This is a genomic window from Streptomyces sp. BI87, from assembly GCF_025957665.1.
Taxonomy (GTDB): Bacteria; Actinomycetota; Actinomycetes; order Streptomycetales; family Streptomycetaceae; genus Streptomyces; species Streptomyces albidoflavus.
This window is the reverse complement of record NZ_CP110079.1, coordinates 929616-948612: the sequence shown is the minus strand read 5'-3', so window position 1 is coordinate 948612 and position 18997 is coordinate 929616. Positions and strand designations below refer to the sequence as shown.

Sequence of the window (18997 nt, the reverse complement as noted above, 5' to 3'; positions counted from 1 at the left end):
CGCGCTCACACCCCCGGCGTCGCCCGTTCGACCACGGCGCCCAGATCGAGCGTGTGGGGCAGAGTGCCGAAGGCGTGCCCCCAGTCGCCGCCCAGGCGGGAGGCGCAGAAGGCGTCGGCGACCTCCGGCGGGGCGAAGCGGAGGAGGAGGGAGCCCTGGAGGACCAGGGCCATCCGCTCCACCAGGCGCCGGGCCCGTCCTTCGACGCCGTCGAGGTCGGCCAGCTCGGTGAGGAGCTGCTTGATCGCTCCGTCGAGCCGGTGGTCGGCGCCCCGGGCGAGCCCCACCTCGGAGAGGAAGGCGTTGAGCGCGGCGGGCTCGCGGCCGATCGCGCGCAGCACGTCGAGGGCCTGGACGTTGCCCGAGCCCTCCCACAGGGAGTTCAGCGGGGACTCGCGCAGGAGCCGGGGCATGCCCGACTCCTCCACGTACCCGTTGCCGCCCAGGCACTCCAGCGCCTCGGCGGCCACCGCGGTGCAGCGCTTGGTCACCCAGTACTTGGCGACCGGCACCGCGATCCGCAGGAACGCCTGCTCGGCCTCGCTCCCGTCGTCGTAGGCGGCGGCCAGCCGCAGCGCCAGCGTGGTCGCGGCCTCCGACTCCAGGGCCAGGTCGGCGAGGACGTTGCGCATCAGCGGCTTGTCGGCGAGCAGCCCGCCGAAGGCCGAGCGGTGTGCCGCGTGGTGGGTGGCCTGCGCGACCGCCTGCCGCATGGTCGCCGCGCTGCCGAGGACGCAGTCCAGGCGGGTCGCGGCCACCATGTCGATGATGGTGCGCACCCCGCGCCCCTCGTCCCCGACCCGCCGCGCCCACGTCCCGTCGAACTCGACCTCGCTGGAGGCGTTGGACCGGTTGCCCAGCTTGTCCTTGAGCCGCTGGAGGGCGAAGGGGTTGCGGGTCCCGTCCTGGAGCACCCGGGGCACCAGGAAGCAGGACAGCCCGTCGGGCGCCTGCGCCAGCACCAGGAAGGCGTCGGACATCGGCGCCGAGCAGAACCACTTGTGCCCGGTCAGCAGGTACGTGCCGGCCTCGGCGAGCGGCTCGGCGCGGGTGGTGTTGGCCCGGACGTCGCTTCCTCCCTGCTTCTCGGTCATCCCCATCCCGAACAGCACGCCGGCCTTCTCGGCGGCGGGCCGCAGCCCCGGGTCGTACGTCCGGGAGGTGAGCAGCGGCTCCCAGAAGGCGGCCAGCTCCGGATCGCGGCGCAGCGCCGGGACGGCCGCGTGGGTCATCGACAGCGGGCAGCCGTGCCCCGCCTCGGCCTGCGTCCAGACCAGGAACCCGGCCGCGCGCCGCAGGTGGCCGCCGGGACGGGACCAGGCGGTGTTGAGACCCGCCGAGACGGCGTGGCCCAGCAGCCGGTCCCAGGCGGGGTGGAAGGCGACCTCGTCGATGCGGTGGCCGTACCGGTCGTGGGTGCGCAGGACGGGGCTGTTCTCGTTGGCGAGGACGCCCCACTCCTGGGCCTGCGCGGAACCGGCGGCACGCCCGAGTTCGGACAGCTCCACCCGTGCCTCGTCGAGGAGCGCCGCGTCGAGATGGCGCTCCACGCCCTCGGTGAGCGCGTGGTCCGCCGCGTAGACGTCGTAGCCGACCAGGGGCGGGGGCTGATTGGTCACGGTGTGGGTGCTGGCTGCCATGCCGCTACGGTAAGGACGTGGACCAGGCAAATGAAACACCCGAGCGGCGCTCCGGCCGACTCCGGCGGGCCCGTGCGCTCTACCGCAACGTGTCGAAGCGGAAAACCGCCTGGCTGCTGCTGAAGGACACCGTCAACTCCTGCATGGAGTACCGCATCCTCGGGCTGGCCGCGGAGGCCGCCTTCTTCACGCTGCTCTCCGTGCCGCCCCTGCTGCTCAGCCTGGTCGGCCTGCTCGGCTACGTCGACAGCTGGACCGGCGCCGACACCATCGCCAGCGTCGAGCAGAACATCCTGGAGGCGTCCCGCGCCGTCCTCACCGACCAGGGCGTCCGCGAGATCGCCCAGCCGATCCTGCACGACGTCACCAAGGGCGGCAGCCCCGACCTGATCTCCATCGGCTTCCTGCTGGCGCTCTGGTCCGGCTCCCGCGCGGTCAACGTCTTCATCGACACCATCACCGTCATGTACGGCCTGGACGGCGTGCGTGGCATCGTCAAGACGCGGCTCCTCGCCTTCGGTCTCTTCATCGTGGCCCTGCTGATGGGCTCGGTGGTGCTGCCGCTGATGGTGATCGGCCCGGACACCCTGGTTTCGGTGGTGCCCTGGGGCGAGAACCTGATCCAGCTGCTCTACTGGCCGGTCATCCTCGTCCTCTCCGTGATCTTCCTGACCACGCTCTACCACGTGTCGGTGCCGGTCCGCTCCCCGTGGATCGAGGACACCCCGGGCGCCCTGGTCGCCCTCGGCATGTGGGTCCTCGGCAGCTTCCTGCTGCGGATCTACCTGACCAACACCGTCGAGGGCCCCACCATCTACGGCTCGCTGGCCGCCCCCGTCGCCGTGCTGCTCTGGATCGGCGTCTCCGCCTTCGCCGTGCTGGTCGGCGCGGCCGTCAACGCCGCCATCGACCGCGTCTGGCCCTCCGTGGCCACCGCCGCCGCCCGCGCCGCCAACGACGCCGCCCGCGAGGAGCGCGCGGCGGCCGTTCGGGCCGAGCGGGGGGAGTCCGGCGACCTTGACGACCCGGACGACCCCGACATGCCCTCCGAGTTCCCCGAGCGCTGGTCCAAGTTCCTGCCCCCGGAGGACGTCACCGGCCGCCTGCGCGGCCAGACCCGGCGCGGCGGCACCCCGGAGCAGGAGCCGGACGGCGACGAGAATCCCCTCAACGGCGCCCCGGCCCCCCGCCCCTCCGCCCCGCCGGAACCGGCGTACCGCCCGGGCGGCGAGCGCTCCGGCGACCGCGACCGCTGATCCCGTGCACCCGCGGCGCCAGGCCGACCCCGGCACGTATCGCGAGCGTCCCGCCCGGCTCACCGGCGCGGCCCTGTGGACCCGGACGACGCCCGCCACTCCCGTACGGCCGGTGCTGCCCGACGGCTGCATGGACCTGATCTGGGCCCGGCCGCCCGACGCTCCCGGGCGGCTGCTCGTGGCCGGCCCCGACACCGGCCCGCACCCGGCCGACGCCGCCCCGGGCACCCGGTACGCCGCCGTACGCTTCGCCCCCGGCACCGCCCCCGCCCTGCTGGGCGTCGCCGCCCACGAACTGCGCGACCGCCGGACCGACCTCGCCGACCTGTGGCCCGCCGCCCGGGTCCGCGCCCTGACCGGACACCTGGAGGCGGCCCACGCACCGGCCCGCGCCCTCGACATCTGGGCAGCGCGCCACGCCGCCGACCGCCCGGCACCCGATCCGCGCCTGCTCCACCTCGTGCCCCTGCTCGCCGCCGGCACCTCGGTCACCGACGCCGCCGCCACCCTCGGCCTGGGCCCCCGCCGCCTCCACCAGCTCTCCCGCGAGACCTTCGGCTACGGGCCCAAGACCCTCGCCCGCATCCTGCGCCTGGCCCGTGCCCGGGAACTGGGCGCCACCGGCCTGTCCGCCGCCGAGGTCGCCCACCGCGCCGGCTACGCCGACCAGCCGCACCTCAGCCGCGAGGTGCGGGCACTGACGGGGCTGACCCCGGGTGCCCTGTTGCGGGGCTAGGGGGCGTCCAGCGGCGCGAAGAGGTCGACGCCGTTCCCGTCCGGGTCGGCGACCACCGCGTACCGCTGCCCCCAGACGGCGTCCCACGGCGGGGTCGTCCCCCGGTACCCGGCGTCGGTCAGCTCGGCGTACAGGGCGTCCACCCCGGCCGGCGAGTCGCACAGGAAGGCCAGCTGCGGCCCGCCGCCCCCGGCCGGGGCCTCCTCGGCCGGCACCACGTCCCACATGAGGCGGATTCCGCCGGCGACCTGGGCCTCGACGTGCGGTGCGTGTTCGGCGCCCTCGGGGAACTCCAGCCCCAGCCGCCGGTAGAAGGCGAGGGAGGCGGTGAGATCGGTGGTGGCGATGCCGAGGGCGTCGAAGCGGACGCGGCGGCCGGGTGTCTGTGTGCTCATGGCGCGAGCGTAGGCGGCGGCCCCGCGCCCGGTCTTGAACACATCGGCATCGCGCTCGGCGGGCCTATCCCCGCACCACCCCCGCCACCTCCCGCACCGCCCCCGCCCCCACCCGGCAGCAGCCGCCGACCAGCCGGGCCCCCGCCCCCACCCACTCCTCGGCGAGGCCGGCGAATGGCTGGGCGGGGCCCCGCCAGTCGCGGGTGGCCGCGTCCCAGCGCTCTCCGCTGTTCGGGTAGGCCACCACCGGCTTGCCTGTGACCTGGGCGGCGAGCCGGACCGCCGGTTCCACCTCCCGCGGATCGCAGCAGTTGACGCCGACCGCGATCACCTCCGGGGCGTCGGCGGCCAGGGCGAAGGCGTCCGCGAGGCGGTCACCGGCGCGGGTCCGGCCGCCCGCCACGGAGTACGACAGCCAGGCCGGCACCCCGAGCCCCCGGACCGCCCGCAGCAGCGCCCGCGCCTCGTCCACGTCCGGCACCGTCTCCAGCGCCAGCACGTCCGGCCCGGCGGCGGCCAGCACCTCCAGCCGGGGCCGGTGGAAACGCTCCAGCTCCGCCACGCTCAGCCCGTACCGCCCCCGGTACTCGGACCCGTCGGCCAGCATCGCCCCGTACGGCCCCGCCGAGGCCGCCACCCAGAGCGGCCCCGCCACCCCGTCGACCTCCCGCGCCTCGTCCGCCGCCCGCCGTGCCAGCTCGACACTGGTCCCCAGCAGCCGCGCGGCCGCCGCCCGCCCCACCCCACGCCGCGCGAACCCCTCGAACGTCGCCTGATAACTGGCGGTGATCGCCACCTCGGCCCCCGCCACGTAGTACGCCCGGTGCGCCGCCACCACCTCCCCGGGCGCGTCCGCGAGCAGCCGCGCCGACCACAAGGCGTCCGACAGATCGTTCCCCTGCGCCGCCAGCTGCTCGGAGAGCCCCCCGTCCACCACCACGGCCCGCTCCCCGAGCGCCGCGACGAACGAACCAGCCCCACCCACGTACGAAGTCACCCCTCCTTCGTACCGCACCCGGCCCCGTGACAGCCCCTTGCCAAGCCCGACCGGCGCTTGAGGCCATCTCTGACCGGCACGGGCAACCGGAGAGCAACCACCGACCCCGGCCCAGCCAGCCGCAGGCTCACCCGCCCCGCAGATCCACCCGCGCCAGCAGAGGCAAATGATCACTCCCGGTCGCCGGGAGCGTGCGCACCCCCACCACGCTCACCGACCGCCCCAGCACATGATCGATCCGCGCCAGCGGAAACCGCTCGGGCCAGCTGAACGCGAACCCGCCCTGCGGCCTCCCCGTCCGCCCGGTCACGGGCGCGAGCCCGCGGTCGTCGAGGGTGCCGTTGAGATCCCCGACCACGAGGACCCGCCCGGCCCGCTCCCGCTCCAGCCGCGCGCCGAGCAGCCGCGCGCTCTCGTCGCGGCGCTGGGTCCGCATCCCCTGGGAGGTGATCCGCAGCGAGGGCAGATGGACCACGTAGACCGCGACGTCCCCGTGGGGCGTCCGCACCGTCGTGCGCAGGCCGCGCCGCCAGCTCTCGTCCACCCCGGCGGGACGCAGGTCCACCGGTTCGTCGGCGAGCAGCGGGTACCGCGACCAGAGGGCGACCGTGCCGTACGCGACGTGGTGCGGGTACGCCTCGCGCAGGGCCCGGCGGTAGGACGGGGCGGCCTTCTCGGTCAGCTCCTCCACCGCGATGAGGTCCGGCCCGGGTGCGGCCAGAGCCTGGGCGGTGCCGACCGGATCGGGGTTCTCGTCGCTCACGTTGTGCTGCACCACCGACAGCCGCGCCCCGTCCCCCGAGACCCCGCCCGCCACCAGCGGCGCGAAGAGCAGCAGCCACGCGGCCACGGGCACCAGCGCCGCCCCGACCGCGAGCGGCGAGCGCCGCGCCAGCCCCACGAGCAGGAGCAGGACGGCGAGCACCCCGAGCCAGGGCAGGAAGGTCTCCACCAGACTCCCCGCCCGGAAGCGGGCGTTGGGCACCAGCCCGGGGAAGAGGAGCACCGCCGCCAGCAGCACCGACACCGCCGCGCCGAACCGCCCCGGACGCCACCTCCGTACCCGCTCGCCGTCCTTCGGGGGCCCCGCCCCGCCCTCCGCCGTGGCGGAATCGTCGTACGCCGTCATCCCTCGCGCACCCCCGTGTGCGTCCGTCGTGAACTCCCGGCCGGCCGTGTCCGGGGGTTCCACCCTCCTGTACGGCGGGGCGGGCCCCTACAGCGGGGTCCCGGGCCAGCCTGCCAGGCGCGCCCCCAGCACGGCTGTCTGCAAGGTGTAACGATGCAGCGGGTCCGCCGGGTTGTGGCCCGTCAGGCGGTGGATGCGGGCCAGGCGGTAGGTGAGGGCGCGGACGCTCAGGCTCAGCTCCCGGGCCGCCTGGGCCGCCACGCAGCCGGCGTCGAAGTAGGCGATCAGCGTGTCCATCAGCGGCTCGGCGCCGCCGCGTGCCTCGGTCAGCGGTCCCAGGACGCTGGTCACCAGGTCGGCGATGGCCTGCCGGTCCCGGGTCAGGACCGGGTAGACCAGCAGGTCCGCCGAGCGCACCACCGGATCGTCCAGGTCGAGGCGTTCGGCCAGGTCCAGCGCGTTCAGCGCCTCCTCGTAGGACTGCACCACGCCGCCCGCGCCCGGATGGGGGCGGCCCACCGCTACCTGGCCACCGTCGGTCGCCGCGTGCGCCTGCTTGGCGAAGTACAGCAGCACCTCCTCCTGGTCGGCGGGGGCGACGCAGACCAGCCGCCCGTCCTTGGTGGTCACCAGGATCGACCGCTCCCCGAACCGCCCGGTCAGCGCCCGCTCCACCACCTGCGGCACCGGGTCCGTCTCGTCGTACGGCTCCGGGCCGACCGCCACCGCCACCGCGTGCGCGTGCGACAGCAGCAGCCCGAACCGCTCCGCCCGTTCCGCGACCCGGCCGAGGTCGCTGCGCCCGTACAGCAGGTCGTCGATGAACTCCCGGCGGGCCGCCTCCTCCTGGCGCACCGCCATCCGCTGCGCCCGCTCGTACCCCGAGGCGAAGGCGTCCACGGACTGCTCCACCGCCGCCAGCACCCCGTCGACCGCCGCCGGGGTGAGGGCCGAGGCCGGCCAGTGTTCCCTGGTCATGGCGAGATGGCGGCCGACGAGGGTGCGCAGCGGTATCCCGGCATCGGCGGCGCGCTCGCCGAGCGCCCTGCGGGCCTGTATCTCCTCACGGGTGAGGCGCCGTCCGGTCCCTCCCACCTCCGCGAGAATCCGGTCATAGCCGGACACCCATTCATCGGTCCGCTGCTCGATAGTCAAGAGCCCTGTCTCCTTCTTGGCGGGTTGTTAGCGCCTTCTTAACGCCTCGGATGCGGCCTCACGAGGGGCGTGGGAGGACCGCATCCGGCATTAAGGATGCATCAAGATTGCCGGAACACGGCAATGCGGGGAGAGCCGGCGGGCTGTCAGGATGCTCTCGGTGGAAACGGGGAGAGCGTCCCGGTGCAGCACTGTGGAAATCTTCGCGGTGCCGCCGGGACGTCCCGGCCGGACCGCGAGGCCCGGCCGGCGTCCACCCGGGGGAGCGGGGTGCGAGGGGCACCGCCGCAGGCACGGAGGGGGAAGCGGCATGGACGAGTTCATCGACACGGTCAGCCGCTTCCCCACCGTCGTCTTCACCGCCGCCCTCGCCGTCGTCCTGGTCTTCTGGGTCCTGGCCCTGATCGGCATCACCGATGCCGACGGCTTCGAGGCCGACGCCGACCTCGGCGGAATCGGCCTCGGCGGGGTCCCGGTGACCGTGGCGGTCTCCGTCTACGTCACCACCGGCTGGCTCGCCAGCCTCACCGGAGGGGTCCTGGTGGGACGCACCGGCACCACGGGGGTGGCCCACGCCGCCCTGGTGCTCCTCGTCCTCGCCGCCGCCCTGCTGGCGGCCTGGGGGCTGACCCGGCTGCTGCTGCGGCCCCTGCGCGCGCTCCTCCCCGACGAACCCGGGCCGTCCCGGCTCGACTTCGTCGGCTCCACCTGCACCATCCGCACCGGGCGGGTGGACGGCAGGTTCGGACAGGCCGAGGTGGTCGCCGAGGACGGCTCCACGGCCATCGTCCAGGTCCGCACCAGTGATCCCGACCCGGCCCTCAGCTCGGGCCGGACCGGACTGCTCTACGCCTACGACGTGGCCGGAGAGTTCTTCTGGGTGGCGCCCTTCGACGCGGCGCTCGACCCGCGCATCCGCCCCTGACCTGCCGACACCGCCCGTACGACACCGAAACCGCACCAGCCGCACCACCACCCGTACGTCCCGTACGACCTGATCCAGGCCCGCACGCGCGCGTCCCGGCCCCCGCTCCGGCGGTGGCGCCGGTGTGGCGCTGTCCCCGCGGGCCCGGGGACGCCCCGGAACTCCTGTCCGGTGCCCACGACGCCCGGCACTTCCCGAGCCACCGAGCTGGGGGAGCACCGGACACCGCGGACACGCACAGGACTTCAATGCGGCCCCGCGCCGGGCCCCGCCCGGCACCGCACACCGCCCATCCGGCGGACACGGCCGTACGCCGTATCCGCCCGGACGTGCCGACGCACGTCCCCGTGACCCCGTGAGGCCGCTTGTGAATGCCATCACCTGGGGGGTCGGCGCCGCCGGCGCCGCCGTCCTGCTGATCCTGATCGCCCTGCTGCTCGTCGTGACCCGCCTGTTCCGCAAGGTCGAACAGGGCAAGGCGCTGATCGTCTCCAAGGTCCGCTCGGTCGACGTGACCTTCACCGGGCAGGTCGTCCTGCCCGTGCTGCACAAGGCCGAGACCCTGGACATCTCGGTGAAGACGCTGGAGATCTCCCGGACCGGCCGGGAGGGGCTGATCTGCCGCGACAACATCCGCGCCGACATCCGCATCCAGTTCTTCCTGCGCGTCAACAAGACCGTCGAGGACGTCATCCGGGTCGCCCAGTCCATCGGCACCGCCCGCGCCAGCGACGCCGGCGCCCTCCAGGAGTTCTTCAACGCGAAGTTCTCCGAGGCCCTCAAGACCGTCGGCAAGCAGCTCGACTTCACCGACCTCTACACCCAGCGCGAGGAGTTCCGCGACCGCATCATCGCGGTCATCGGCACCGACCTCAACGGCTACAGCCTGGAGGACGCGGCGATCGACTACGTCGAGCAGACGCCCCTGGCCCAGCTCGACGCGCAGAACATCCTCGACGCCCAGGGCATCCGCAAGATCACCGAGCTGACCGCCGCCGAGCACGTCCGCACCAACGAGTTCCAGCGGCACGAGGAGAAGGAGATCACTCGCCAGGACGTCGACGCCCGCGAGGCGATCCTGGAGCTGGAGCGGCGCCGCTCCGACGCCGAGATCAGGCAACGCCGCGAGATCGAGACGCTCCGGGCCCGTGAGGAGGCGGAGATCGCCCGGGTCGCCGAGGAGGAGCGGCTGCGCGCGCAGACCGCCTTCCTGCACACCGAGGAGAACCTCGGCGTGCAGCGCGAGAACCAGGCCCGCGAGATCGCCGTCGCCCAGAAGAACCGCGAACGCGTCATCGCGGTGGAGTCCGAGCGGATCGAGAAGGACCGGCTGCTGGAGGTCATCGCCCGCGACCGGGAGACCGAACTGACCCGGATCGCCGCCGACAAGGAGGTCGAGGCCGAGCGCCGCGACATCGCCGAGGTCATCCGCGAGCGCGTCGCCGTCGACCGGACCGTCGCCGAGCAGGAGGAGTCCATCAAGCGCCTGCGCGCCGTCGAGGAGGCCGAGCGCGACCGGCAGGCCCTGGTCATCGCCGCCGAGGCGGTCGCCCAGGAGCAGCTGGTCAAGGACATCAAGGCCGCCGAGGCCGCCGAGCAGGCCGCCGTGCACCGCGCCAACGAGGAACTGACCCTCGCCGAGGCCCGGGTCAAGGCCGCCGGGCTCGACGCCCAGGCCAAGCTGAAGCTCGCCGAGGGCATCCAGGCCGAGCGGGCCGCCGAGGGGCTGGCCCGCGTCCAGGTCCAGGAGAAGGAGGCCGACGCGCTGGAGAAGACCGGCCTCGCCGAGGCCCAGGCCACCGAGGCGCGGCTGCGCGCCGAGGCCGAGGGCGAGCGCGCCAAGGCCCTGGCCCGCGCCGAGGGCACCACGGCGCAGGCGAGCGCGGATGCCGCCGCCGTCGGCGAGAAGCTGAAGGCGGAGGCGGCCGGACTGACCGAGAAGGCCGCCGCCATGGCCGCCCTGGACGAGGCCTCGCGCGGCCACGAGGAGTACCGGCTGCGGCTCGCCGCCGAGAAGGAGATCCGGCTCGCCGGGCTCCAGGCGCAGAAGGAGGTCGCCGAGGCGCAGGCCACCGTGCTCGCCACCGGCCTGGAGAGCGCCGACATCAACATCGTCGGCGGGGAGTCGGTCTTCTTCGACCGGATCGTGGACTCGGTCTCCTTCGGCAAGGGCCTGGACGCCTTCGTCAGCAACTCCGCCACCGCCCAGCGGCTCGGCGCCGACTGGCTCGACGGCACCAGCTCCTTCACCGGCGACCTGACCAGCGTCCTGTCGTCCGTCACCAGCGGCGGCCTGCGCGACCTCAGCGCCTCCGCCCTGATGGGCCGCCTGGCCAAGGAGGGCATCCCGGCCGACCGGGCCGGCGAACTCCTCGACCGGGCCCGCGAGGCGGGGCTGCTCACCGCCGACGCGACGCCCGCACCGGCCGGTGCCGCCCGCAACGGCGCCCCGGACACGGCGGGCTGACACCCCGCCACCGACCACGGCACCGGCAACCACGGACGCTCCCTACCCGACCACCGGGGGCGCCGTGAGCCGGGAGCCGACCCGCGGGGCCCAGGGGGAGCCCCGCACCCGACCGGAGCACCGGTCCGGGACCCGCAGCTGCCGGCACAGGGGGCGGCAGCTACGGCCCGGACCGGTCCTCCGACCGACGGGGGGACACGGGGGAAACAGGGGAGGGGGCGAGCCGTCCGGGTGAGAGCCCACCCGGACGGCTCGCCGCCGCCCCCGCCCCGCCGCCCGTGCGTCGTCCGTACGCCTCCCCGCAGCCCGGCCCCGCCGCCGCCCGGCCCGCCGGAACAAGCCCAAGGAGCACCAGAGATGACCACCCCGCCCACCGCCCCGCAGCCCCAGGACCAGGCCGCCGGCCAGGCCGCGCCCCAGCTCGACGGTGCCGCCTACGACGTGCTGCGGGACCGGCTCGCCGCCCAGGCGGGCGAACTGGCCCGCCGGGCCGAGGCGCTGGACGCCCGCCGCACCGAGGCGTTCGGGTCGACGGCCCCGGCCGCCACCGGCACCCTCACCCTGCGCACCGCCCACCCGGCCCGCGCCGCCGACCTGGCCGCCCTCGGCGACGTCCTGCTGTTCGGCGTGCGCGACCTGCCCGACACCGTCACCGCCGGGGGCGGACCCGCCGTCGGGGACGTCTTCTCGCTCCACGCCCGCGACGGTTCGCCGCTGCCCGAGGACGCCGTACCCGGACTGCTCGGCGACCCGGCGTTCCGCACCGAGTTCGCCGCCCTGCACCGCTACTACCGGAGGGCCCGGCTGCTGCGCCTGCGCCGCTCCGGTCAGAAGCTGCTCGCCGTCTTCCGGACCGGCGAGCGCGCGACGGACCTGCGGGTGCTGCGCTGGTCCGTCGCCGCCGACGGCTCCGTCGCCTTCCTCGACGCCCGGGGCGAGCGCGACACCCGCGAGCCCGCACCCGGCGGGGCCGGCGTCGAGTGGACCCCGGCCACCCGCGACGACCACGTGCTCGGCCGCCACCCCTACGTCGCCGTCGCCGAGGGCGTCGGCGTCTCCACCGTCGGCGGCCACCTCACCGTCACCACCGGCGAGGACGCCACCCCCGCCCACCGGGAGCCCGTCGCCGAACCCCTCCAGTCGCTGGCCGACGCCGACCTCGCCCACGCCCGCGTCGGCCCCCTCGTCCTGCTGCGGGTCCGCCCCTACAAGGAGGAGGAGTGGCGCCACCTCGTCGTCCACACGCCGACCGGCGCCGTGCACCGGCTCGACGCCTCCGACGGCGCCTTCCGCCGCCTCCCCGACGACCAGGGTGTCGTCCACCCCGGCGGCATGTTCCTCGCCGACGGCACCGGCAAGAACTTCGAGGACCGGACCGGCACCGCCCTGGAGTTCGACCGCGAACTGCGCTCCCCGCTCGGCGAGGACGTGCTCTACGCGTACCACGCCCACGGCCTCGCCCCCGGGCTGCTCCTCTCGTACAACATGCTCCGCAAGGAGCTGGCCGCCCCGCTGCGCTGCACCGGCTGGGCCCGGCACGAGGACGGCACCCTCGCCGTGCTCCGCGCCGACGACGGCGGCGAGCCCACCCGCGTCCACCCCGTCCAGCTCTGGCGGACCCCCTACGTCGCCGACACCCGGGCCGCGGCCTACGGCGGCGAGGGCCCGCTCGCCCGGGTCGGCAACCCGGACCTGGTGCGGGCGCTGGGCGCCTGCCTCTCGCTGGCCCGCACGGCGGGCGGCGCCACCCTGCCCACCACCGCCGTCTACCGCGCCCTGCGCGACGACTGCGCCGCCGTCCTCGACCGGCACCCCTGGCTCGGCGACCCGGAACTCGGCGCGCTGCACGAACCCCTGGAGCGCGTCCGGGAGACCGCCGGGCAGATCATCGACGAGTTCCAGCACGTCACCGACCTCACCCGGCAGGCCGCCCAGGCCCTCGACGAGGCCGCCGACGAGGCCGCCGCCCTGGTCCGCCGCGTCCGGGGCGAGGCGCCCAAGTCCGCCGACGGCTGGGTCGCCTCGCTCACCGCCCTGCGCCGCGCCCACGGCCGCATCCTCGCCACCAAGGAGCTGCGGTACGCCGACCCCGGGCGCGCCGACCGGCTCGCGGAGGAACTCGGCGAGGAGACGGCCGCCGCGGCCCGCCGGGCCGTCAGCCACCTCGCCCGGCCCGACGCCTTCGCCGCCCACCACCAGGACGCGGCCCGCCTCACCGAGGAGGCCGAGGCCCTGGCCACCGCCGCCGAGGCCGCCCCGCTCACCCGCGCCCTGGACGAGCACACCGAACGGCTCACCACCGTCTCCGAGGTCGTCGCGGGCATCGACATCTCCGACGCCACCGTCCGCACCGGCATCCTGGAGGCCGTCGCCGAGGTCCTCGGCGCCGTCAACCGGGCGCGCGCCACCCTCGCCGCCCGCCGCCGCGCCCTGGCCGAGACCGAGGGCCGCGCCGAGTTCGGCGCCGGACTCGCCCTGCTCGCCCAGGCCACCACCGCCGCACTGGCCGCCGCCGACACTCCCGAGAGCTGCGCCGGACAACTCGCCGCCCTGCTGCTGCGCGTCGAGGACCTGGAGAGCCGCTTCGCCGCACAGGACACCTTCCTCGACGAACTCGCCGCCCGCCGCGAGGAGATCCACGAGGCGTTCACCACCCGCGGCCAGACCCTCGCCGACGCCCGCGCCCGCCACACCCAGCGGCTCGCCGACTCCGCCGACCGCATCCTCGTCTCCCTCACCCGGCGCCTCGCCGCCCTCCCCGACCAGGAGGCGGTCACCGCCTTCCTCGCCACCGACCCGATGGCCGCCAAGGTCACCCGCACCATCGAGGCGCTGCGCGAGGCCGACGACCCGGTCCGCGCCGAGGAACTGGCCGGCCGCCTCAAGGCCGCCCGCCAGGAGGCCGCCCGCGCCCTGCGCGACCGCGCCGACCTCTACGCCGACGGCGGCCGCACCGTACGCCTCGGCCGCCACCGGTTCGCCGTCACCACCCGCCCCGCCGAACTCACCCTCGTCCCCGACGGCGACACCCTCGCCTTCGCCCTCAGCGGCACCGACTACCGCAGCCCCGTCACCGACCCCGAGTTCGCCGCCACCCGCCCCTACTGGGAGCAGACCCTCCCCTCGGAGTCCGCCGAGCTCTACCGCGCCGAACACCTCGCCGCCCGCCTCCTCACCGACCACGGCGCCGAGGCCCTCGCCACCGCCGACCTGCCCGCACTGGTCCGCGCCGCCGCCGAGGCCGCGCCCGAGGAGGGGTACGAACGCGGCGTCCACGACCACGACACCGTACGGATACTCCGCGCCCTCCTCCCGCTCCACCAGTCAGCCGGCCTCCTCCGCTTCCCCGCCGCAGAACGCGCCGCCGCCCAGCTCTTCTGGGCCCACCACACCACGGCCGACACCCGCGCCGGCCTCGCCCGCCGTGCCCGCTCACTGGCCCGCGCCCGCGCCGCCTTCGGCCCCACCGGCGCCGAGGACGAACTGCGCGCCGAACTCGCCGACGCCCTCGCCGCGAGCGGCACCCCCGGCACCGAAGGCGTCGACATCGGCCTCGCCGCCGCCTACCTCTACGAGGAACTGGCCGACGGGCGCCCGGGGTTCGTCACCGGCGGTGCCGCCCGCGCCCTGCTGGAGAAGTTCCGCCGCACCGCGGGCCCCGCCTACGACGAGGACCTCGCCGCCCTCGGCCCCGGCTCGCTGCCCGCCGCCCACCAGCTCGTCACGGCCTGGCTCACCGCCGCCACCACCGCGAGCGGCGACACCACCGAACCCGGCGACCTCGCCGAGGCCGCCGCCACCGAACTCTGCCCTGGGCTCGACCGGTACGAGGGGGACGCGCCGCTCACCGCCACCGCCGAAGGGCTCCTCGGCGACCACCCCCGCATCCACCACCGCACCCTCACCCTGCGCCTCGACACCTTCCTCGCCCGCACCCGGCACTTCACCACCCGCACCCTGCCCGGCTTCCGCGCCTACCAGGCCCGCCGCGCCGCCCTGGTCGCCGCCGAACGCGACCGGCTCCGCCTCGACCAGCACCGCACCGGCGTCCTCACCTCCTTCGTCCGCAACCGCCTCATCGACGAGGTCTACCTGCCGCTGATCGGCGACAACCTCGCCAAGCAGCTGGGAGCCGCCGGAGCCGCCCGCCGCACCGACCACAGCGGCCTGCTGCTCCTCCTCTCCCCGCCCGGCTACGGCAAGACGACGCTCATGGAGTACGTCGCCGACCGCCTCGGCCTGCTCCGGGTCCGCGTCGACGGGCCCGCCATCGGCCACCGCGTCACCTCGCTCGACCCGGCCGAGGCCCCCGACGCCACCGCCCGCCAGGAGATCGAGAAGATCAACTTCGCGCTGGCGGCGGGCAGCAACACCCTGCTCCACATCGACGACATCCAGCACCTCTCACCCGAACTCCTCAGCAAGTTCATCCCGCTCTGCGACGCCCAGCGCCGCGTCGACGGCGTCCAGGACGGCCGCGCCCGCAGCTACGACCTGCGCGGCAAGCGGTTCGCCATCTGCATGACCGGCAACCCCTACACCGAGTCCGGCCACCTCTTCCGCGTCCCCGACATGCTCGCCAACCGGGCCGACGTCTGGAACCTCGGCGACGTCCTCACCGGCAAGGAGGACGCCTTCGCGCAGAGCTTCGTGGAGAACGCCCTCACCTCCCACCCCGACCTCGCCCCGCTGGCCGGCCGCGACCGCGCCGACCTCGACCTCTTCCTGCGCCTCGCCCGCGGCGACGCCTCCGCCCGGCCCGACCACCTGCGCACGCCCTGCCCGCCCGCCGAGCGCGAGCGCGCCACCGCCGTCCTGCGCCACCTGCTGGCCGCCCGCGAGACGGTCCTCGCGGTCAACGCCGCGTACATCGCCTCCGCAGCCCAGGCCGACGAGACCCGCACCGAGCCGCCGTTCCGGCTCCAGGGCTCGTACCGCAACATGAACCGGATCGCCGAGCGCATCTCCCCGGTCATGGACGAGGCGGAACTGGTCGCGCTCCTCGACGACCACTACCGGGCCGAGGCCCAGACCCTCACCGGCGGCGCCGAGGCCAACCTGCTCAAACTGGCCGCCCTGCGAGGCCGGCTGACCGAGGAGCAGGCCGCACGCTGGGAGCAGGTGTGCGCCGCGTACGTACGCCACCAGGCGATCGGCGGCGCCGACGGCGACCAGCTCGGCCGGGCCGTCGCCGCCCTCGGGCTGCTCGCCGACCGGCTCGCTGCGGTGGAGGGGGCGATCCGGGGCGGAGGCTCGTAGGCCGGTCAGTGGGCGACCGCGAGGACCGCGCGGTCGTCTGTGGAGACCCCGCCCGTCCATGCGTCGACCCGGGTGAGGAGGCTGTTGACGGCCGCCTTCGCCGAGGAGCAGGACATGCCCTCCAGGCCGAGCACCGGGTCGAAGAAGACGCCCTGCGGGTTGCGCGACTCCGTCACCCCGTCGGTGACGAGGAGCAGGCTCGATCCGGGCGGGAAGGCGAACTCCTGGTGCGGCGAGACCTCCTGGCCGAAGCCGGACATGCCCAGGGGAAGGTTCGGCACCTCGGCGTCCAGCTCCCGTACGTGGCCGCCGGCGACCAGGTAGGGGCCGGGGTGGCCGAAGTTCAGCAGCCGCACCAGCTCCCCGCCGTGCGGGAACTCGGCGAGGACCGCCGTGGTGAACCCCTCGATCTCCAGCTCCTCGCCGAGCCCCGGCGCCTCGCGGGTCAGCCGCCGGTCGAGCCGGGCGCCGAGCGCCTCCAGCGTGGGCACGTCCTCGGTCGCCTCCCGGAACGCGCCGAGCAGCAGGGCGTCGGTGCTGACCGCGCCCATCCCCTTGCCGCGCACGTCCCCGATGAGGACCCGCAGCCCCCACGGGCTGTCGTGGACGGCGTACAGGTCACCGCCGATCCGCGCCTCGGTCTGCGCCGCCCGGTAGGAGGCGGCGATGTCGTACCCGGCCAGCCGGACCGGCGGCTCGGGCAGCAGGGCGAGCTGCACGCTCTCGGCGACCGTGCGGACCTCGGTGATCCGTCGGCCGTACCGGATCACCAGCCGGTTCAGGTCGAGCCCGAGGGCCCCCGCGACCACCACGTACGCCAGGTCGACGAACTGCTGGGCCCAGGCCGTGCCGGACTCCCAGAACCCCGTCAGCAGTTCCGCGAGGAAGGCCACCAGGACCAGCCGGAGCGTCGCCCGGAACGACATGATCACCCCGGACGCCACACAGGCGAGGACGATCAGGGGCCCGCCGCTGACCTCCTTCGGCGTCGCCAGGTCCATCACGATGCCCAGGACCAGCAGGGCCCACGGCACCACCCCCGCATAGGCGGGCCAGCGCCGTCCGATCCGGTCCACCGCGGGGTCCTTCCTGCCGTCGGGTCGCGCGGTCTCGTCCCGCGAGTTCACACGCCTTCACCGCTCAGACCGGGCAGACACGCTTACCTGTCCGTATCTTGTTCGATTTCGCCGTGCGGCATCCGGCTGGCCGCACCGGTCCGGCCCTGTAGTCCCAGCTCGGACATCAGGGAACGAGTGACCAGCCGGCAGCTTTCAGGGCTTCGCCGCGGTGGTCCTCGGTGGGCGGTGGGCGGTCGGCCGGCACGGACAGCAGCCCGAGCATCGCGCGGCCCTCCATGGTGGAGGTACCGACGCCCTGCTCGATGACGTGCAGCCCGATGCGGCGCTCGCCCGGATCGGCTCCGAGTGTCACCAGGTGGAGAACGGAGCCGGTCTGAAGACCGGGGTCCGGGTCGGCGGTCGAGACCCGCGCGTGGTCGATGAGCCTGTGCCGGAATCCATCGGTTGGGCCGTCCGCCGGTGTTCCTTTCCGGGACGCGTTGCCCTCATCGCCCATCTGAGGGTTCGTGATCGCCGCCCCGGGGGTCGGCGGGCGGTCGTTTTCCGACGCTCGCGAGCTGGCCGGCAAGGCGCCTGGGGTGTTGAGAAATCGGAGCGTTGGGGTGAGGGGCAGGTCTCGAACCACTGAATGTTAGTTGCTAACATTCAAGGGTGAGCAGATACGCCCGTACGCACGAAACCCTCCGCACCGCCGCACTTGAGATGTTCGCGGCCCAGGGTTACGACGCCACGACGACCGCGGCCGTCGCGGAGCGGGCCGGGGTCAGTGAGATGACGCTCTTCCGGCACTTCGCCACCAAGGAGGCACTGCTTCTGGAGGACGCCTTCGACCCGGCGGTCGCCGCCGCGGTGCGCGCCCGGCCGCCGCAGGAGCACCCGATGCGCGCGGCCGCCGAGGGTATCCGTACGGTCTGGCGACAGCTTCCCGAGGACCAGGTGGAGTCGGTCCGCGAGCGGATCCGGATCATCGCCGGCGCCAAGGGGCTGCACGGCGCAATCGAGCGGAACAGCCGGGCCACCGTCGACGCCCTCGTCGGCGCGCTGTGCGAACGCGGCACCGCGCGGACCGAGGCCAGGGTCGTGGCGAGCGCCCTCGTCGCCGGACTGAGCGTCGCTCTCCTCGACTGGGCGGGCGGCGGCACGGCAGAGGCGGTGGCGCCCGGTGCGGCCGGGCTGCGGGACGTGCTTGACCGCGTCCTGGACACCCTGGGCGGCGGACGATGAGCCTCACCCTCGCCGACGTCGGCGTCCGCCACCCGGGCGGCGCGGGCGTACACGGCCTCGATCTCACCGTCGCACCGGGCGAGATCGTGGCCCTCATCGGCCTCAACGGCGCCGGGAAGACGACCCTGATGCGCCTGGCTCTCGGCCATGCTGCGACCGGCCTCGGGCGTCGTCCGAATCCTGGGCCGCCCGCTCGGCGAGCTCCCGCGCGCCGAATGGGCCCACGTGGGCCAGCTCGTCGAGGTGCCGTCCGCCTACCCCGAACTCACCACGCGCGAGAACCTCCAGATCGCCGCCCGGCTGCGCGGAGCCGCGCCTGCGACGGCGGAGGAGGCCCTCGATGAATGGCACCTCGGCGCACTCGCCGGCCGCCGCTTCGGCCGACTCTCGCTCGGCAACCGCCAACGCGTCGGCCTGGCCGCGGCGCTCCAGCACCTCCCGCGCCTCATCGTCCTCGACGAGCCGAGCAACGCCCTCGACCCCGCCGCGGTCCTCCTGCTCCGCGATGCCCTGACCCGCAGGGCGCGGGCGGGGGCCGCCGTACTCGTCAGCAGCCACCATCTCGACGAGGTCGCCCGGATCGCCCACCGCATCATGATCATGAACGCCGGGCGGCTCATCGGAAACCTCGACCCGGTGGGCGCCGACCTGGAACGGGCGTTCTTCGCCCGCGTTCTGGCCGACGACGAAACCCGAACCCGCACGAGAAGGGGGGCCCTGTGACAGCCGCGTCCA

Annotated in this window: 14 protein-coding genes and 1 pseudogene; 8 read left to right on the top strand and 7 right to left on the bottom strand. The window is 74.9% G+C overall.

Annotation, left to right across the window (positions count from 1 at the left end; genetic code table 11):
• Positions 1-5: 5 nt before the first annotated feature.
• Positions 6-1640: an acyl-CoA dehydrogenase family protein gene (locus OIM89_RS04040; RefSeq protein WP_047468416.1), complete on the bottom strand. Its 1635-nt coding sequence runs from the start codon at positions 1638-1640 to the stop codon at positions 6-8.
• A gap of 17 nt (positions 1641-1657) precedes the next feature.
• On the opposite strand from OIM89_RS04040, the gene OIM89_RS04035 reads away from it, so the two are divergent.
• Together OIM89_RS04035 and OIM89_RS04030 are read left to right on the top strand one after the other, a co-directional pair.
• A complete protein-coding gene (locus tag OIM89_RS04035) occupies positions 1658-2896 on the top strand; it encodes a YihY/virulence factor BrkB family protein (RefSeq protein WP_030700138.1) in 1239 nt (412 codons plus the stop codon).
• 4 nt (positions 2897-2900) lie between these two features.
• The gene (locus tag OIM89_RS04030; protein ID WP_047468418.1) at positions 2901-3632 is read left to right on the top strand and encodes a helix-turn-helix domain-containing protein; all 732 of its coding nucleotides are present in this window, start codon (positions 2901-2903) and stop codon (positions 3630-3632) included.
• On the opposite strand, the gene OIM89_RS04025 is transcribed toward OIM89_RS04030, so the two are convergent.
• From OIM89_RS04025 to OIM89_RS04010, 4 genes are all read right to left on the bottom strand, one after another.
• The gene (locus tag OIM89_RS04025) at positions 3629-4027 is read right to left on the bottom strand and encodes a VOC family protein (protein ID WP_030700140.1); all 399 of its coding nucleotides are present in this window, start codon (positions 4025-4027) and stop codon (positions 3629-3631) included. The two genes, OIM89_RS04030 and OIM89_RS04025, sit on opposite strands and share 4 nt — an antisense overlap.
• Positions 4028-4091: 64 nt before the next feature.
• Positions 4092-4967: a homocysteine S-methyltransferase gene (gene mmuM / locus OIM89_RS04020; RefSeq protein WP_264491771.1), complete on the bottom strand. Its 876-nt coding sequence runs from the start codon at positions 4965-4967 to the stop codon at positions 4092-4094.
• A 184-nt stretch (positions 4968-5151) separates the two neighbouring features.
• Positions 5152-6153: an endonuclease/exonuclease/phosphatase family protein gene (locus OIM89_RS04015; RefSeq protein WP_037665752.1), complete on the bottom strand. Its 1002-nt coding sequence runs from the start codon at positions 6151-6153 to the stop codon at positions 5152-5154.
• Between the two features lie 87 nt (positions 6154-6240).
• Positions 6241-7308: a PucR family transcriptional regulator gene (locus OIM89_RS04010; protein ID WP_047468422.1), complete on the bottom strand. Its 1068-nt coding sequence runs from the start codon at positions 7306-7308 to the stop codon at positions 6241-6243.
• 310 nt (positions 7309-7618) lie between these two features.
• Here OIM89_RS04010 and OIM89_RS04005 point away from each other — a divergent pair, with 310 nt between their 5' ends.
• The 3 genes from OIM89_RS04005 (at position 7619) to OIM89_RS03995 (ending at position 15959) form a co-directional block, all read left to right on the top strand.
• The gene (locus OIM89_RS04005) at positions 7619-8233 is read left to right on the top strand and encodes a hypothetical protein (RefSeq protein WP_030700161.1); all 615 of its coding nucleotides are present in this window, start codon (positions 7619-7621) and stop codon (positions 8231-8233) included.
• A 367-nt stretch (positions 8234-8600) separates the two neighbouring features.
• A complete protein-coding gene (locus tag OIM89_RS04000; protein WP_030700162.1) occupies positions 8601-10700 on the top strand; it encodes a hypothetical protein in 2100 nt (699 codons plus the stop codon).
• A 357-nt stretch (positions 10701-11057) separates the two neighbouring features.
• On the top strand, positions 11058-15959 hold the full coding sequence (locus OIM89_RS03995) for a DNA repair ATPase (protein WP_264490996.1): 4902 nt from the start codon (positions 11058-11060) through the stop codon (positions 15957-15959).
• Positions 15960-15964: 5 nt separating this feature from the next.
• Here the strand turns inward: OIM89_RS03995 and OIM89_RS03990 are convergent, their stop codons facing one another.
• Complete coding sequence (locus OIM89_RS03990) at positions 15965-17035, bottom strand: PP2C family protein-serine/threonine phosphatase (RefSeq protein WP_260679523.1); 1071 nt, start codon at positions 17033-17035, stop codon at positions 15965-15967.
• 166 nt (positions 17036-17201) lie between these two features.
• Positions 17202-17534 carry a hypothetical protein gene (locus OIM89_RS03985; protein ID WP_226964647.1) on the bottom strand — a complete coding sequence of 111 codons (333 nt, stop codon included), beginning with the start codon at positions 17532-17534 and terminating at the stop codon, positions 17202-17204.
• A gap of 155 nt (positions 17535-17689) precedes the next feature.
• Here OIM89_RS03985 and OIM89_RS03980 point away from each other — a divergent pair, with 155 nt between their 5' ends.
• From OIM89_RS03980 to OIM89_RS03975, 3 genes and pseudogenes are all read left to right on the top strand, one after another.
• Positions 17690-18262, top strand: a complete 573-nt coding sequence (locus OIM89_RS03980) for a TetR/AcrR family transcriptional regulator (RefSeq protein WP_221933367.1) — start codon at positions 17690-17692, stop codon at positions 18260-18262.
• A pseudogene (locus OIM89_RS29965) lies at positions 18259-18366 on the top strand (ABC transporter ATP-binding protein); the annotation flags it as partial. The gene OIM89_RS03980 and the pseudogene OIM89_RS29965, both read left to right, overlap by 4 nt.
• Positions 18367-18409: 43 nt before the next feature.
• On the top strand, positions 18410-18985 hold the full coding sequence (locus tag OIM89_RS03975; RefSeq protein WP_229359969.1) for an ATP-binding cassette domain-containing protein: 576 nt from the start codon (positions 18410-18412) through the stop codon (positions 18983-18985).
• The last annotated feature ends 12 nt before the right edge of the window (positions 18986-18997 follow it).